Annotated in this window: 13 protein-coding genes; 8 read left to right on the top strand and 5 right to left on the bottom strand. The window is 40.6% G+C overall.

The window, feature by feature from the left end:
• The first annotated feature begins 233 nt into the window (after positions 1–233).
• The 5 genes from BMW53_RS01425 to BMW53_RS01445 are packed head-to-tail and all read left to right on the top strand — an operon-like array spanning position 234 to position 4,134.
• Positions 234–782 carry a hypothetical protein gene (locus BMW53_RS01425; protein WP_038561039.1) on the top strand — a complete coding sequence of 183 codons (549 nt, stop codon included), beginning with the start codon at positions 234–236 and terminating at the stop codon, positions 780–782.
• The gene (locus tag BMW53_RS01430; RefSeq protein WP_051567948.1) at positions 779–1,954 is read left to right on the top strand and encodes a molybdopterin molybdotransferase MoeA; all 1,176 of its coding nucleotides are present in this window, start codon (positions 779–781) and stop codon (positions 1,952–1,954) included. The genes BMW53_RS01425 and BMW53_RS01430 overlap by 4 nt, the downstream gene beginning before the upstream one ends.
• Positions 1,938–2,738, top strand: coding sequence for a GTP 3',8-cyclase MoaA (locus BMW53_RS01435; RefSeq protein WP_038561028.1), 801 nt, complete (start codon positions 1,938–1,940; stop codon positions 2,736–2,738). The genes BMW53_RS01430 and BMW53_RS01435 overlap by 17 nt, the downstream gene beginning before the upstream one ends.
• Positions 2,739–2,740: 2 nt before the next feature.
• Positions 2,741–3,187 (top strand): cyclic pyranopterin monophosphate synthase MoaC, encoded by a 447-nt coding sequence (moaC, locus tag BMW53_RS01440; RefSeq protein WP_038561026.1) that lies wholly within the window; start codon positions 2,741–2,743, stop codon positions 3,185–3,187.
• A gap of 8 nt (positions 3,188–3,195) precedes the next feature.
• The gene (locus BMW53_RS01445) at positions 3,196–4,134 is read left to right on the top strand and encodes a molybdenum cofactor synthesis domain-containing protein (protein ID WP_038561023.1); all 939 of its coding nucleotides are present in this window, start codon (positions 3,196–3,198) and stop codon (positions 4,132–4,134) included.
• 200 nt (positions 4,135–4,334) lie between these two features.
• Here BMW53_RS01445 and BMW53_RS01450 read toward each other — a convergent pair whose 3' ends face one another.
• Both BMW53_RS01450 and BMW53_RS21435 read right to left on the bottom strand, forming a co-directional pair.
• Positions 4,335–4,757: an NUDIX domain-containing protein gene (locus BMW53_RS01450; protein WP_038561020.1), complete on the bottom strand. Its 423-nt coding sequence runs from the start codon at positions 4,755–4,757 to the stop codon at positions 4,335–4,337.
• Positions 4,758–5,037: 280 nt separating this feature from the next.
• On the bottom strand, positions 5,038–5,823 hold the full coding sequence (locus BMW53_RS21435) for a C40 family peptidase (protein ID WP_038561018.1): 786 nt from the start codon (positions 5,821–5,823) through the stop codon (positions 5,038–5,040).
• 204 nt (positions 5,824–6,027) lie between these two features.
• Here BMW53_RS21435 and BMW53_RS01460 point away from each other — a divergent pair, with 204 nt between their 5' ends.
• Together BMW53_RS01460 and BMW53_RS01465 are read left to right on the top strand one after the other, a co-directional pair.
• Positions 6,028–8,100, top strand: coding sequence for an HD family phosphohydrolase (locus BMW53_RS01460; protein ID WP_168136433.1), 2,073 nt, complete (start codon positions 6,028–6,030; stop codon positions 8,098–8,100).
• A gap of 75 nt (positions 8,101–8,175) precedes the next feature.
• On the top strand, positions 8,176–9,585 hold the full coding sequence (locus tag BMW53_RS01465) for a S41 family peptidase (RefSeq protein ID WP_168136432.1): 1,410 nt from the start codon (positions 8,176–8,178) through the stop codon (positions 9,583–9,585).
• A 76-nt stretch (positions 9,586–9,661) separates the two neighbouring features.
• On the opposite strand, the gene BMW53_RS01470 is transcribed toward BMW53_RS01465, so the two are convergent.
• Positions 9,662–10,369 (bottom strand): NigD1/NigD2 family lipoprotein, encoded by a 708-nt coding sequence (locus BMW53_RS01470; protein ID WP_038561010.1) that lies wholly within the window; start codon positions 10,367–10,369, stop codon positions 9,662–9,664.
• 287 nt (positions 10,370–10,656) lie between these two features.
• Between BMW53_RS01470 and BMW53_RS01475 the strand changes: the two genes are divergently transcribed.
• Complete coding sequence (locus BMW53_RS01475; protein ID WP_038565139.1) at positions 10,657–11,178, top strand: thioredoxin family protein; 522 nt, start codon at positions 10,657–10,659, stop codon at positions 11,176–11,178.
• Positions 11,179–11,234: 56 nt separating this feature from the next.
• Here the strand turns inward: BMW53_RS01475 and hutH are convergent, their stop codons facing one another.
• Positions 11,235–12,737 (bottom strand): histidine ammonia-lyase, encoded by a 1,503-nt coding sequence (hutH, locus tag BMW53_RS01480; RefSeq protein ID WP_038561007.1) that lies wholly within the window; start codon positions 12,735–12,737, stop codon positions 11,235–11,237.
• 229 nt (positions 12,738–12,966) lie between these two features.
• Positions 12,967–14,328 carry a histidine--tRNA ligase gene (gene hisS, locus BMW53_RS01485; RefSeq protein WP_038561004.1) on the bottom strand — a complete coding sequence of 454 codons (1,362 nt, stop codon included), beginning with the start codon at positions 14,326–14,328 and terminating at the stop codon, positions 12,967–12,969.
• Positions 14,329–15,451: the final 1,123 nt, after the last annotated feature.

A 15,451-nucleotide genomic window follows, 5' to 3' on the forward strand; every position in this document is an offset into this window, starting at 1 on the left:
AAATTTTCAGCAGAAATTATTGCAGATTTTTGAAGGACTATCGGGATAATTCAAAAAAATATGGAGTGATTTATGTAAAAATTTGAGAAATCCGAAGGAAATTACAGAAATGCACAATCTTTAAACAGAAAACCTCTTAAAATAGCCCGCTATTCTTGCGATATTTTTAATCCAAATTTCGCACATTTCTGTAATTCTGAGGTTAACATCAATAACTGAACTCAGGTTATTAAATGACACAAATACAAAAAGATAAAAAAATCCATTACCCGAACTTGCTATTGATTGCAGGCAACGGGAGAAATGTGGGAAAAACCTACTTTGCCTGTCGCGTAATCGAGTCATTATCCGAACAAGCTCCCATTACCGGGCTTAAAATCACCTCGCATATTCACGAGCACAACAGCGAAGATGTGCTTATAAAAGATAAACACTACGTAATTCTGCAGGAAAAGCAAATTACGGGCAAAGACAGTTCGCTGATGTTACAGGCAGGTGCAAAACAGGTTTTCTTTGTAATGGCTGCACCGGAATATCTTCCGGAAGCATTTGAAAATCTATCGGCTTTTTTACCCGAAACACCAATTGTGTGCGAGTCGGGAGGTTTACATGAAATTATTAATCCGGGTTTGTTCTTTTTTATTCAATCAACCGGAACTCCGATAAAAAAAGCACATCACCTGATACACCATCCAATAATTGTGATTAATGACGGAGAAAAACTTAAATTTGATTACAACAAAATTCAGGTCAACAACAATAAATTTTCACTCGTTTTATGAACCAATTTGAAAAAATACAACAGCTGACCGGCAATTTACCACCATTCTTTCCAACGGAAAAGGTGCAACTTGAAAATGCTTTTAATCGGGTTTTACAGGAAGATGTAATTGCGGATTTAAACATGCCCCCGTTCAATAAATCGGCAATGGACGGATATGCTTGCCGACTTGAAGATATTGGCAATGAACTGGAAGTTCTGGAAGTTATTAATGCCGGAAAAATTGCGTCGCTTAAAATTGGCAAAAACCAGTGTGTGAAAATTATGACCGGCGCTGCCGTTCCGCCTGAATGCGATTGTGTTTTTATGGTTGAGGATGCGGAAGAACTTCATGGAAATAAGGTGCGTTGTACCAATCTAAATACCATGAAAAATATTTGTTACCTGGGTGAAGATTATAAAGAAGGTGATGTGCTGCTAAAAAAGGGAGCCTTAATAAATGTCCCACAAATGGCAGTGCTTGCCGGTGCAGGTTATACTGAAGTTTTGGTTTCAAAACGCCCAAAAGCAACCGTAATTGCTACTGGCAGCGAATTGGTTTCTCCATCAGAAACACCAAAACCAGGGCAGATTCGGAATAGTAATTCCAGCCAGGTGATCACCCAGCTCCGAAAAATGAACCTTGAAGTTGTGGATGAACTCATGCTGGTTGACGAATACGAATTACTCACTAAAAGCTTTAACAAAGCGCTGGAATCGAGCGATTTTATCGTTTTCACCGGTGGAGCATCAGTTGGCGATTTCGATTTTATTCCGGAGATATTGAAAGAACAAGGTTTTAAATTATACTGGGATCACACGGGGATTAAACCGGGTAACCCAATGACTTTTTCAGAAAAGGAAGGTAAGTTCGTTTTTGGTCTTTCCGGAAACCCGGTGTCGTCATTCGTACAGTTTGAGTTGATTGCCAAACCGGTGATCTGCAAATTGCTCGGATCCAACTACACACCTCTGCGGGTAAAGGCCCGAATGAACTTTACGTATCAGCGAAAAAAAGCCAATCGTTTGGCAATTATTCCGGTTGTTATTGATTCAGCGGGAGCAATTTCAGAAATTCCGTTTCATGGCTCGGCACACATAAATGCACTGGCTTTTGCAAATGCATTACTTGAAGTACCACTGGGAGTTTCAACCATTCAAAACAACGAATTTGCATATGTACGACCGCTTTAACAGACATATTAACTACCTGCGCATTTCGGTAACCGACCGCTGTAATTTTCGGTGCGAATACTGTATGCCGGCTGAAGGTTTGCCACTAAAAAAGCACGAGGATATTCTTTCGTTCGACGAAATTACCGAAATCGTTAAGACAGGTGTAAAACTTGGAATTCGCAAATTACGAATTACCGGAGGCGAACCTTTGGTGCGCAAAGATTTTCCCGAGCTGATAAATATGCTTTCAGCCATTCCGGAGATCGAAGATATTGGAATGACCACAAACGGTGTTCTTCTGCCACGTTATGCCAAAGCCTTAAAAGCTGCCGGGCTAAAACGCGTGAACATCAGTCTGGATACCCTGAATCCGGAGAAATTCAAAAAAATTACCCGTGTTGGAGAATTAAATGATATGTTAATGGGAATTGATGCAGCATTGGAAGCCGATTTACAACCAGTAAAAATCAACTTTGTTCGCATTCCCGGCGAAAACGAGGAGGATGAACAGGAAGTACGCGAATTCTGCCAAAATAAAGGCTTGAAGCTGCGTTTTATTCGACAGATGGATTTGCGCACCGGCGAGTTTTATGCCGTTGACGGCGGTTTAGGTGGCATCTGCAAAATTTGTAACCGCCTGCGTTTAACTGCCGACGGATTTATCGTTCCGTGCCTGCATTCCGGCTTGCGTTACAGCACGCGGGAATTGGGTATTGAAGAAGCATACAATCAAGCCCTGGAAAACAAACCGGAAAAAGGAGTAGGAACCGAATCACACGATTTTTCAAATATTGGAGGATAAATATGAGTCAATTATCACATATAAACGACGAAGGAAAAGCCAACATGGTAGATGTGGGCCACAAACCACAACAGGTACGAACTGCTGAAGCATCGGGTTTTATTGCCTTGCAGCCCGAAACCATTCGGCTGATAAACGAAAGCCTGATAAAGAAAGGCGACGTAATTACCATTGCTGAAATTGCCGGAATTCAGGCAGCCAAAGAAACATCGCGGCTGATTCCGCTTTGCCATCCGTTGCAGCTTACCAAAGTTGAGGTAAAAGCTGAAGTTCAAAAGAATGGCATTTTGGTAAAAAGTTTGACCAAATGTATCGGGCAAACCGGCGTTGAAATGGAAGCCTTAACAGCGGTGAATGTTGCGCTGCTTACCATTTACGACATGTGCAAAGCCGTTGACAAAAACATGGTAATAAGCGATGTAAGACTTGACTTTAAGGAGAAAATATAATTACAGAAATGGAAGCACAAACCTGCAAAATAAAATCATTAAATATTTCGGAGAAAAAAGGCACGATAAAAACTCCGCGCAAAGAATTAAAGCTAAACCTGGATGGAATTGAAGGCGACGCTCATGCCGGAAAATGGCACCGCCAGATCAGTCTGCTGGCTGCCGAAAGCATTAAAAGTTTTGAAGGCGAGTTAGGCCGTGAAATCAACTATGGCGAGTTTGCCGAAAACATTACTACCGAAGGAATCGCGGTTCATAAAGCCATGCCTTTTGATCGATTCAGAGCAGGAAACGTGGAATTGGAAGTAACGCAAATCGGGAAAAAATGCCACGGCGATAACTGCGAGATTTTTCAACTGGCAGGCAAATGTGTGATGCCAAAAGAAGGTATTTTCTGCCGGGTAATAAAACCGGGAACACTTTCGGAGAACGACACCATGGAATACCTTCCAAAAACTTTTCGCATAAAGGTAATTACCTTGAGCGACCGTGCTTTCCAAGGTATTTACAAAGACAAAAGCGGGCCACTTCTGGAAAAACTGAGCAAAGATTGGTTCACCTCAAAAACATACCTGTGCGAAACATCGCGCACTGTAATTCCTGATGAAAAAGAGTTGCTGGAAACCGAACTACAAAATGCGGTAAACAACAGATTCGACATCATTTATACAACCGGAAGCACCGGAATCGGCCCACGCGATATTGCTCCCGCTGTCATCCAAAACTTTATCGATTTGGAAATTCCGGGAATAATGGATCACATCCGGTTGAAATATGGTGCGGAAAAACCCAATGCATTGCTTAGCCGATCGATTGCCGGAGTTAAAGATAAAACGCTGGTATTCTCGCTGCCGGGCAGTACCAAAGCCGTAAACGAATATTTAACCGAGATTCATAAAATTCTGATGCATTCGTTTCTTATGCTTCACGGAATTGATGGGCATTAAAAGGAACACAAATGTATATCCAAAAGCTCATTGTTCAATTGTAATCACCATTTCAATTAACGGTAATGGGGTTTATGCCTGGTTTTCGGTTAAAGCACCATTAAAAACGTGCTGAGCATACATACTTTTTATTCAAGCTAACTATAAAATATGCTGAGCATACATATTTTAAAGTCTGGCGAACTATAAAACAAACGAAGCTATTGATCACCAAAAAAATCATTCAGAATATCCGCATGATCAAATGCCAGTTCGGGCATATCATCGATTGAAAACCACCTTGCCTGTGCAGCATCGTCGTTGCCTTTTACCGGCATTTTACCGGCCAGCTGCACCGAATACACCACAGAGATAGTACGATGGCGCGGATCGCGGTCGATGGCATCGTACGCACGAAACTGCTGCATTTTTTCCACCTGCAAACCGGTTTCTTCTTCCAACTCACGAATACAGGCCTTTTCCAGTGTCTCGTCCAAATCAACAAAACCACCGGGTAAGGCCCACTTGTTTTTAAAGGGCTCCCTCCCCCGCTCAATCAGCAAAACGGAAATTGTTGTTTCTGATTTTACAAAAACGATAGCATCAACTGTAAGGGCAGCGCGCGGATATTTATAAGTAAACATGATTCAAGTAAAAATTAATAAGTTAAAAGGCAAAAATTGAGAACAGGTTTATTGGCCAAAATCCCAACCGTAGCGTCAGAAGCAAGAGTATTCGTTCGGGATTCAGAGTCGACAAATTATACTAAATCTTCTCGATCTAAATCAATCTCTTTTCAATCTAACCAACACCAATCTTATTTGTGGGCACTACTTTTTCCGACCTGTTTTCCAATGTTTTACTACCAGGTAAACGGCGGCTACAAAAAGGGCAACATAAATAACAAGCTCAATGTTTTCCATTTTATTCTATTATTTTTTTCATTACACGCATTTTGTGGGTATAACGTTGCGTATCGATATTAAAAATTCCGAATTGATCGACATTATCGATACGCACTTTCCCCGATGCATGAATGATTTTATTTCGTTTCCAGATAATTCCCACATGAACAATATTTCCTTCCTCGTCATCAAAAAAGGCAAGATCGCCGGGTTCGGCCTCATCAACAAAACTCATAGCCGTTCCTATTTTTACCTGCTCGCTGGCATCGCGCGGTAATTTAATGCCAATCATCTTGTAAATTATTTGAGTAAAACCACTGCAATCAACACCAAAAGGAGTTCTTCCTCCCCACAAATACGGCGCATTAAAATATTTCAACGCTTGCTGAATGGCAATTTCACGTGCATTCTTCAGTTTACCGTAAATCACCTCACCAGTAGCCAGGTAAGTGTCTTGTATAACCGAAAACTGTTTTAGGTAGGGCCGCCAAACCGGCAATGTACTTCCGGCTACCAGCATCAGGTTTTGTTCTTCGTTAACCGGAACAATGGTAATAATATCGGATGTTACGGCAGTTGCGCATTTTTCAATCTTGTTTAATGTTCGAATAGATATCGGCGTAATCATTTTGGTATCAATCCAGCCTTCGTAACCGTCGTAGGCCAGCTTTACATTCGTCCAGCCCACCATTTGCTCGCGCATTTCAAAGTGTTCGCCAAAAAGAATCTGTGTAACCATTTCGCTTTTTTCAGAAGGCTCGAGCCGAACCGGAATAATACTTAAATTTGAAATGCCGTAGTTCATCAATATTTTCTTAATTTTATTTTGTAAAACAGGAATAGCACCTGTTTGAAGCGTATAAACACAAAACTAAGAAAAAATGGGCTTTACAAACTTATCTGCAAACCTTATTTGTCAACGAGATATTAAGAGTTAGTTTAAAAAGAAGCAGATGAGAGTAATGGTATTTTAAATCAAAATTTCGATATTCGGTATATGAATAAATTAATGAGAAGACTAAAAAGCTACACCCGACTGTTTTTACAGCTATCGTTATTTGTACTTACAGCCGTGGCTTTGTATTTTATTTTGCCCGGAGAGCCAAAGTTTAAATACGAGTACCAAAGGGGATTTCCGTGGCAGCACGAAAACCTGGTGGCACCTTTCGACTTTGCTATTTTAAAAACGGCAAACGAACTAAATGAAGAAAAAACCGACCAAATCAGTTCGCTTGTTCCTTATTTTTTTAACGATACGACCCAAAAAAGTGAAAGTTTAGCACGTCTTCGCCAGGACCTGGAACTGGATATTGACACCACAAATACCGCAAAAAAAAGAATATTTGAAGCTTTATCAACAAAACTCGATGAACTATACGGAAACGGAATTCTGCTTTTTTCGGTGGATATTTATGAAGAGCTGAAGGGAAAAGAAGAAATTAATAAACGTACCGGAAATATTGTTCAGAAAGAAGATGTTGACCAGCTGTATTCCGAGAAATCGGCCTACAATGCCCTTTTAAACACCCGACAAAACCTGGTTAGCGAAGGCAACAATTTCCCGTGGCTGACCAATCTTAATCTTGAACGGTACATAGCGGCAAACCTTGAGTACGATAGCGAAACCAGCCAGAAAGAAATTGATGAAATAACACAATCCATATCGGCCACGCGCGGAATGGTAAAACAAGGGCAACGAATTGTGCTGCAGGGCGAAATTGTAGATGCCGAAAAATATCAAATGCTGGAATCGTTAAAAGCCAGTTACGAAAAAGAACGTGGTAACGATGTAAACCGCTACATGGTATCAATAGGTAAAGTACTGCTTATTTCGGTTCTGCTCAGCTTCATTTTTGTGTTTCTGTTGCTGTATCGGCGCGATATACTTGAGCACCTGAACAAATTAAGTTTTATGCTGATGCTGATGGCCGGCACCATTTTGCTGTCGAATTTTATAAACACCTTCCCGAACCTGCACATTTATATGGTTCCGTTTGCGGTGTTCCCAATAATGATACGTACATTTTTCGATTCGCGAACGGCTATTTTCACGCTCATCATCACCACCCTTTTAATGGGATTTTATGCACCAAACAATTACGAATTTATACTTCTTCAGGTGTCGGCAGGTCTTATTGCGGTTTTTAGCCTCAATAAAATGCATCGCCGCGTTCACCTGGTTTTGGCAGCCTTGTGGGTATTTTTAACCTACCTGGTTGTTTTTACGGCACTAAACCTAATTCACGAAGGAACATTTATTTCCTACGATTATTCGATGTTAAAATGGTTTGCCATTAGCAGTGTGCTAATCCTTTTGGTATATCCGTTGGTATATATTTTCGAAAAACTTTTTGGATTTGTTTCCGATGTAACTTTAATCGAAATATCGGATAGTAACCAGCCATTATTGCGAAAACTTGCCGAGCAGGCACCTGGTACATTTCAGCATTCGATGCAAATTGCCAATCTTGCCGAAGAGGTTATCCTTCGTATTGGAGGAAACCCTTTTTTGGTACGCGCCGGTGCCCTTTACCACGATATTGGAAAGATTGGCCGTCCTAACTTTTTTATCGAGAACCAGGCCATGGGAATGAACCCGCACGACCGGATCAGTAATTTAAAAAGTGCCGAGGTAATTATCGACCACGTTCAAAATGGGGTTAAAATGGCACAGAAACACAAACTGCCGGCGGTTATTATCGAGTTTATAGCCACGCATCACGGAACAACAAAAGCAAAATATTTCTACCTGAAGCACCAGGAACAAAATCCGGATAAGGAAGTAGATGAAAATGCTTTTGCCTATCCCGGGCCACTTCCCCGCTCGAAAGAAGCTGCGGTGGTTATGCTGGTTGATGGAATTGAAGCGGCATCGCGCAGTATGAAAGAGAAAACACACGAAAACCTGAAGGCGCTTATCGACAGTATGATTGACAAGAAAATTGAAGATAAACAGCTTGATGATTCGGATCTTACCTTCAGCGATATAAATACAATTAAACATACACTTTTAGAAAAACTGATAAATATTTACCATATCCGAATTGAATATCCTGACGAGAAAAAAAGGAAAAAGCAGTAGCAATAAACGAAAACCTGCCTTTTTGCGTTAAATAGGAATGACTATAAAGAAATTATGGACGTAAGAGAATACATTATGAAAAATTTAGTAAAAACAACTTTATTGTTTTTTGTAGCTGTGGCTGTTTTTACGGCCTGCTCAAAAGATGATCCCACTCCTGAAGGGCCGGAGGCTTCGGAATATACAAAAAAGGTAAATAAATTCATTTACGAGACAATGGATGATGTTTATTTATGGTACGATGAATTGCCAAACATTAATTATAAGTACGAAACCGATTCAAAAGCCTATTTCAACAAATTGCTTTATGTAGATGATAAGTGGTCGTACATTACTGATGATGTGGATGCGCTGGAAGCTAGTTTTGAAGGTACTGAAAAAACATACGGCTGGTCGCTGGCATTTGGACGCTTCTCGAACACCGGCAATATTTTTGGTATTGTTGAGTATGTTTACCCGGAAACACCGGCCTCGGCAGCAGGAATTAAACGTGGCGACCTTTTGATTGAGATGAACAATGCCGACATTAACGATGACAATTACACCGACTTGCTATACAGCGATAACATAGATGTTACACTTGGCGTATTAACAGGCGACGGTATTGGCGCCGACACAACTATTCGTCTTACATCCTCTGTGTTGACTTTAGATCCGGTGTTAACAACCAATATTGTGGAACACGATGGCCGAAAAATTGGTTATATTTTTTATGCCCAATATATTTCGGATTTTAACAGCTCCCTCGACAATGCTTTTGCAAGCCTGGTAAACCAGGGAGCAACAGATCTTGTAGTAGACCTTCGTTATAATCCGGGAGGAACCATTTCGGCTGCCAAACACCTGTGCTCGTGCATTGGACCTCTTGATGTTGTAAACGATAACAGCATTCTTGTTACCTATAAATGGAATAAAAAATACCAGGACTACTTTATCGACCGACAAATTATGAGCCAGGTTGAGGTGTATTTTGATAATCAGGTTCCTGTAAAAATGGGATTAGAAAAAGTTTATTTCCTCACCGGATCGGGGACTGCTTCAGCATCCGAACTTTCAATAACCGGATTAAGAGCCTACATGGATAATGTTACAACTGTTGGCGACACAACCTTTGGGAAATACACTGCATCAATTACTTTAAAACCAGAAGATTATTACAGCGAAGAATATAGCGAAGAAATAGCCAATTGGGGCTTGCAACCAATTGTTTTGCGTTATGCCAATGCTGCAGGCGTTACCGATTTTAAAGATGGATTTGCACCTAACATTCCGGTTTATGACGATCTTTTCGCGACCTTCCCGCTTGGAGATAAGAATGATCCGCTGTTTAAAGCAGCCATCGAAGATATCACGGGCACACCGGTTGTGGCAATGAAAAGTGTTCCAAAAGTTCATTTCGAATACCAGATATTCGATCGTGGTTTTTCTCGCTACGACCAAAATAAACGCGAAATGCTAATTGAGCAGATTCAACGACCTGAGTAAAAAAAGAAACAACATTCAATACAAAGAAAAAGGTGCTCGAAATGAGCACCTTTTCTATTTTACACTGTTTAACTTTTTATGGTGTGGGTAATTCCAGATTGCTATAATTAAACACGCCACTGTCTTGATAAGCAACACCATCATAATCGATCGCATTTACTTCAAAACGAACCGAATCAAGACCATCTACACGCAAACTGTTCAAACTAAACGAAACGTAAGCGGTATATGGAACCGACTCCTCATCGTCGTTTGCATTGTGTCTCAACTCCAGTTGAAATGGCTGATCGTCGGCGGTTAATTCTCCCGGTTCTTTTACCAGGTTTAAAAAGTGGGTTTTATTGTACCCCCAGTATTTCAACCTGAAATTCAGCAAACTATCCGAAATCCAGGCATCTTCAACAATTATCGGATCGTTACCAATACTATCTTCAATCTCTTCGGTAATGTCCATAATGCCTTTCATCAAAACATCGCTGATATCATTTACCTTTACAAGGTAACGTTCTACAGCACTACTGGATTCATCTTCATCTAAAATGGTATAGTTCACCAAAACGCGGTCGCCATCAGTAAAATCTAAATACCAACCAGGGCGTGTTGCAGCGGCAGGAATCAAAACAGAACCGTTGTCCATTACCAAACTAACTGCTCCCGCATCATCTCCTTTATAAATTCCAAACCCAATCCAGTAATCGCCCAACGAATAACCGTCGTCGTCATCTAAACAGCTGGTAAAAACTACCAGTAATCCCATTAAAATTCCAAATGCTAATTTTTTCATTCGTTAATAATTTTATTTTTTAACGGTAACTCATGTAACTCGCATAATCATCTCCTGTATTTTAAACAGAAATTTTTTATGCTCGTTTCATCGCTCTTTAAATTAATAATCACAGTTGGTAGACGGAGCAAAACAAAAATTGGTTGCGTTAGGTAAATAAAAATATGTTGTAGTTTTATCGGAATAATTTTTGGTACAGCTTTTGCTTAATCATATATGCATATATTTATATATATTTGAACAAATAGTTTATTTTAATGGTTGATAATTACAAAATCAAGAATAAAATGAAAACAAGATTTATTACATTTTTAATAGCTGCGGGCTTGTTGTTTGGATACAGTTCCTGCACGGCAAAAGCAGAAAGCAATGATAGCGAAACAGCAACAAAATCGGTTTCGAAGGCCGACAAAGCCACGACCATGTTAACCAAAGCCATGTTTCTGGAAAAAGTATGGGATTATGAAAGTTCTCCGAAAGAGTGGAAATACAAAGGCGAAAAACCGGCTTTGATCGATTTCTATGCCGATTGGTGCGGCCCCTGCCGAACTGCAGCTCCAATTTTGGAAGAAGTGGCCGGAGAATTTGCCGGAGAAGTTATTGTTTACAAAATTGATACACAAGTTGAACGCGAGCTTGCCGCTGTGTTTGGCGTAAAGAGTATTCCGGCTTTCCTTTATATTCCAATAGAAGGGAAACCAACGATGGCTTCGGGTATTGCACGTACCAAAGAAGACACGAAAAAGATGTTTACACAAAACATCAATACAATATTGCTTAAGAAGCAACAAAATAACGACGCACTTTAAGAATAAAAGTGTGAGAAAAAAAAGGCTGTCTGAAAATTATCAGGCAGCCTTTTTCTTTACAAACGATTGAATTTTGTTGTATTTAAAAAGTCAATAGTAAGATTGATCGCTTCGTACATCACAATGTCTTCCTCAACAAAACTTACCATTTTACGGTATTCTTTAATGAAGCGTTCGATAAATGGCGACGATTGTACGGGGCGTCGAAAATCCATTGCCTGAGCTGCATTGTATAATTCAATAGCCAAAATCTTCTCGGTATTCAAAACTACTTTTAAGGCTTTTGTTGCTGAATTTCCTCCCATACTAACGTGGTCTTCCTGTTCGTTCGACGAAGGTATAGAATCCACCACGCAAGGCGTACAAAGCTGTTTGTTCTGACTAACAATTGATGCGGCAGCATATTGCGGAATCATAAAACCGGAATTTAATCCGGGATTGGCCACCAAAAACTCCGGTAATTCGCGTTCGCCCGAAATCAAACGATAAGTTCTTCGCTCCGAGATACTTCCCAGCTCACTCATTGCCATTGCCAAAAAATCGAGCGACAAGGCTAGCGGTTCGCCATGGAAATTACCTCCGGAAATGATCAGATCTTCATCCGGGAAAACCGTTGGATTATCCGTTACCGAGTTAATTTCGGTTTCAATAACTGTAGCCACATAATTCACCGCATCTTTTACTGCTCCGTGAACCTGCGGAATACAGCGGAAAGAATAAGGATCCTGGATGTGTTTTTTGGGTTTGGCCTGCATTTCGCTGCCGGTTAAAACATTTCTGAAATTCTTTGCCGTTTCGGCCTGTCCTTTGTGCGGACGAATGCGTTGGATATTTTCTGAAAACGGTTCGATCAATCCGTCGAAAGCATCCAGCGAGAGTGCCCCGATAATATCGCCCTGGTCGATAATTCGGAAAGTTTTTAATAGCGTATAAACGGCGTGCGCACTCATAAACTGAGTACCATTCAGCAAGGCGAGTCCTTCTTTGGCTTCCAGTTTTATGGGCTCCCACCCCAGCTTTTCAAGTACTTTCCCGGCCTGTTGTTTTTTCCCTTCAAAATTAACTTCGCCTAAGCCAAGCAGTGGAAGGAATAATTTTGCCAGAGGTGCCAAATCTCCGCTGGCACCAAGCGATCCCTGCTCGCAAACAACCGGTAAAATAGCGTTGTTAAACAGGTCAAGAATTCGTTGTACGGTTATCAACTGCACCGCCGAATTTCCTTTTGAAAGCGCATGTGCTTTTAGCAACAACATCAGTTTCACAATATCGGCAGGTATTTCCGGGCCAATATTACAGGCGTGCGAAACCACCAGATTTTCCTGTAATTTACTTAAGCTGTCTTTCGAAATTTCAATATCGCACAATGCTCCAAACCCGGTATTAATTCCGTAAAGCGGTTTATCCGCTCTTTCAAGTTTATTGTCGAGGTACTTTTTGCTTTTATGAATAAGTTGTACCGATATTTCAGAAAGTTTAAGCTTTATATTGTTTTCCAGAATATCCTGAATGGTATCGAAGGTGAGGTTTTTGGGGGTTATTTCAAATATACGGTTTGCCATAATTAAACTGTAAAATGGTGAAATGGTAAAATTGAGAAACTGTTAAACTGATGAATTGTAAATAACGGATACACTGAAATATCCTATTCATCAGCCCGTAGTTGGGCACAAATAGTGCACCTCAATCACGGGAAACGTACATCTCCACCAAGTGTTTTTACAAGTCTGTTTGAAACCGATGCAATCATTGCTCCATTTATTTTGGAGCAATATCGTATAAAGTAATCAGCTATTTAAGGATATTTATCAGTTCTTGTGTGTCAACCAATTGCTGCTCTCCTGTTTCCATATTTTTAAGCGTGAACTTTTGAGCAGCCATTTCATTATCACCGGCCAGAATTACGTAGGCAATTTCTTTACGGTTGGCGTAAGTCATCTGCTTTTTCATTTTTGCACTTTCGGGGAATATCTCAGCATTGATACCATTTTTTCGCAACTGAGCCAAAACCGGCAAACAATAAGCTTCCTCCTTCTCTCCGAAGTTTACAAACAAGGCTTTTGTGGTTTCCAGCGACTCTTCCGGGAAAGCATTTAACTGAACCAAAACATCGTAAATACGCTCGGCACCAAACGATACACCAACACCCGAAACATCGGGCATACCAAAAATTCCGGTCAGGTCGTCGTAACGGCCACCACCGCAGATACTGCCAATTTGTACATCGTTCGATTTTACCTCGAAAATAGCGCCGGTGTAGTAATTTAATCCACGCGCTAAGGTAAGATCCAGTTCAACGGTTGTATTTAGCTCAACGTTTTCAAGATAAGCAAACATAGTACGCATTTCGGCAATTCCTTTGGCACCAATCTCGGTTGCGCCAATAACTGTTTCAATCTGCGCCAGTTTTTCAACGGTAGTTCCTTCCAATTTCAGAATCGGTTGAAGCTTGTCAACGGCCTCCTGCGAAATTCCTTTGTCAAGCATTTCCGCATTTACCTTTTCCAGGTCAATTTTATCCAGTTTGTCGATAGCAACGGTAATATCCACCATTCGGTCGGCTTCGCCAATAGCTTCGGCAATTCCGGCCAGAATTTTTCTGTTGTTGATTTTTACCGTTGTATTGATTCCCAGTCGTTGAAAAACCTCGTCGATAATTTGTACCAACTCCACCTCGTTTAGCAAACTGTTGCTACCAATCACGTCAACATCGCACTGATAAAACTCGCGGTAACGTCCTTTCTGAGGTCGGTCGGCACGCCAAACCGGCTGAATCTGGTAACGTTTAAACGGGAAAGCAATGTCGTTTCGGTATTGCACAACGTAACGCGCAAATGGCACGGTTAAGTCGTAACGCAATCCTTTTTCAGATAGTTTTGTAGTCAGTTTGTTCGAGTTTTTCTCGTCCAGCATTTCCTGCGGAACTTTAGAAATAAAATCGCCCGAATTCAAAATTTTAAAAAGCAGCTTATCACCTTCTTCGCCATATTTACCCATCAATGTTGATAGGTTTTCCATTGCCGGTGTTTCAATGGGTTGAAATCCGTACAAACGAAATACATCTTTAATGGTATTGAAAATATAATTTCTTCTCACCATTTCTGCAGGTGAAAAATCGCGGGTGCCTTTTGGAATCGAAGGTTTCTGTGCCATCGTTTTAAAATTTTATGAGGCTGCAAAAGTAAGAATTTCTGTAGTTTTAAGGATGTCATCTTTTAAAAAGATGACATCCTTATCCATGAAAACTGTTCTGTTAATAATTTTCGTATATTTATATATGCCTTCACTAAAATCAATAACACCCTCTACATGTGGCAGTTACTACCATGTTTTCAACCGAGGAATTAATGGACAGCGAATTTTCCTAAAGAAAAAGAACTATCAGCATTTTCTCACACTCATAAAAAAACATTTAACAGAATATGTCGATATTTTGGCCTATTGTCGGATCACACCCAAAATTCGGTGGATTATAAATTTTATAGACAACATGAGAAGAACTGTAACTTTCGGCCTGCCGGCGGCTTTCATCTTTGCCTTGAAGCAAAGACGAAACAGAAAATTCAAGGCTGCTTTTGATCCTTTCCCTACGTTTTCATAAAACCTAAGTTCGGACGGGTGATCTCCTCGATCCCTCGGAGCTTCCCGCTCTCACTAAGGTTTCATTTCAACTCCGGGCAACGACCAAAAGAGGCCGTCCACTTATGCAACGACAGCTACATCAAAGCGTGGCCTCGGCCGGTGAGCCGGAAAACAAGCGGTGACGGCGTTAAAAAATTACTGATGTTTGAGGAGGAACGACGAGTTCTGTAATTTTAGTCGGCATCGCGTAGCTTTTCCGAGGGAAGCGGGCGCAGCCTTGGGTTTTGTGTTTACTATTTGGACCAAGCCAAATAGTAAAATCTGTCCGATAGGACAAAATCATTTCTCTTATGGTTGGTGGGTTATTTGAATTGATTCGAAAATTTTTCTCCACCAGAAATAACAAGTGATCCCTATTGTCTTTTACCCAATCATTTTCATTTAGTTATAAAAGTTAAGGATGTCCTTTTCCAAAACGGTCACATTATTGAAAATCATTGTTGTCCGGGAAACCGGATCTAGTTTAAATTCATATCTCTAACTTCTTGATATTCAAGTCAGGTATTTTTATTTTTCAAAAGTAAGCCCCCTGTACTTCTGGGAATAGCGAATGTTGGTATTTGTATTTGTCTTGCTTTATCAATATGAGCCAGCTTTTCTCTGGGTTTTCCAGGAAGGCATATATGTTGATGTA

Source organism: Draconibacterium orientale, from assembly GCF_900111425.1.
Lineage (GTDB): Bacteria > Bacteroidota > Bacteroidia > Bacteroidales > Prolixibacteraceae > Draconibacterium > Draconibacterium orientale.

What these genes read in the sequence shown, in the direction of transcription:
- BMW53_RS01425 (WP_038561039.1), top strand. Translation starts at nt 234, where the DNA reads ATGACACAAATACAAAAAGATAAAAAAATCCATTACCCGAACTTGCTA.
- BMW53_RS01430 (WP_051567948.1), top strand. Translation starts at nt 779, where the DNA reads ATGAACCAATTTGAAAAAATACAACAGCTGACCGGCAATTTACCACCA.
- BMW53_RS01435 (WP_038561028.1), top strand. Translation starts at nt 1,938, where the DNA reads ATGTACGACCGCTTTAACAGACATATTAACTACCTGCGCATTTCGGTA.
- moaC (WP_038561026.1), top strand. Translation starts at nt 2,741, where the DNA reads ATGAGTCAATTATCACATATAAACGACGAAGGAAAAGCCAACATGGTA.
- BMW53_RS01445 (WP_038561023.1), top strand. Translation starts at nt 3,196, where the DNA reads ATGGAAGCACAAACCTGCAAAATAAAATCATTAAATATTTCGGAGAAA.
- BMW53_RS01450 (WP_038561020.1), bottom strand. Translation starts at nt 4,757, where the DNA reads ATGTTTACTTATAAATATCCGCGCGCTGCCCTTACAGTTGATGCTATC.
- BMW53_RS21435 (WP_038561018.1), bottom strand. Translation starts at nt 5,823, where the DNA reads ATGAACTACGGCATTTCAAATTTAAGTATTATTCCGGTTCGGCTCGAG.
- BMW53_RS01460 (WP_168136433.1), top strand. Translation starts at nt 6,028, where the DNA reads ATGAGAAGACTAAAAAGCTACACCCGACTGTTTTTACAGCTATCGTTA.
- BMW53_RS01465 (WP_168136432.1), top strand. Translation starts at nt 8,176, where the DNA reads ATGAAAAATTTAGTAAAAACAACTTTATTGTTTTTTGTAGCTGTGGCT.
- BMW53_RS01470 (WP_038561010.1), bottom strand. Translation starts at nt 10,369, where the DNA reads ATGAAAAAATTAGCATTTGGAATTTTAATGGGATTACTGGTAGTTTTT.
- BMW53_RS01475 (WP_038565139.1), top strand. Translation starts at nt 10,657, where the DNA reads ATGAAAACAAGATTTATTACATTTTTAATAGCTGCGGGCTTGTTGTTT.
- hutH (WP_038561007.1), bottom strand. Translation starts at nt 12,737, where the DNA reads ATGGCAAACCGTATATTTGAAATAACCCCCAAAAACCTCACCTTCGAT.
- hisS (WP_038561004.1), bottom strand. Translation starts at nt 14,328, where the DNA reads ATGGCACAGAAACCTTCGATTCCAAAAGGCACCCGCGATTTTTCACCT.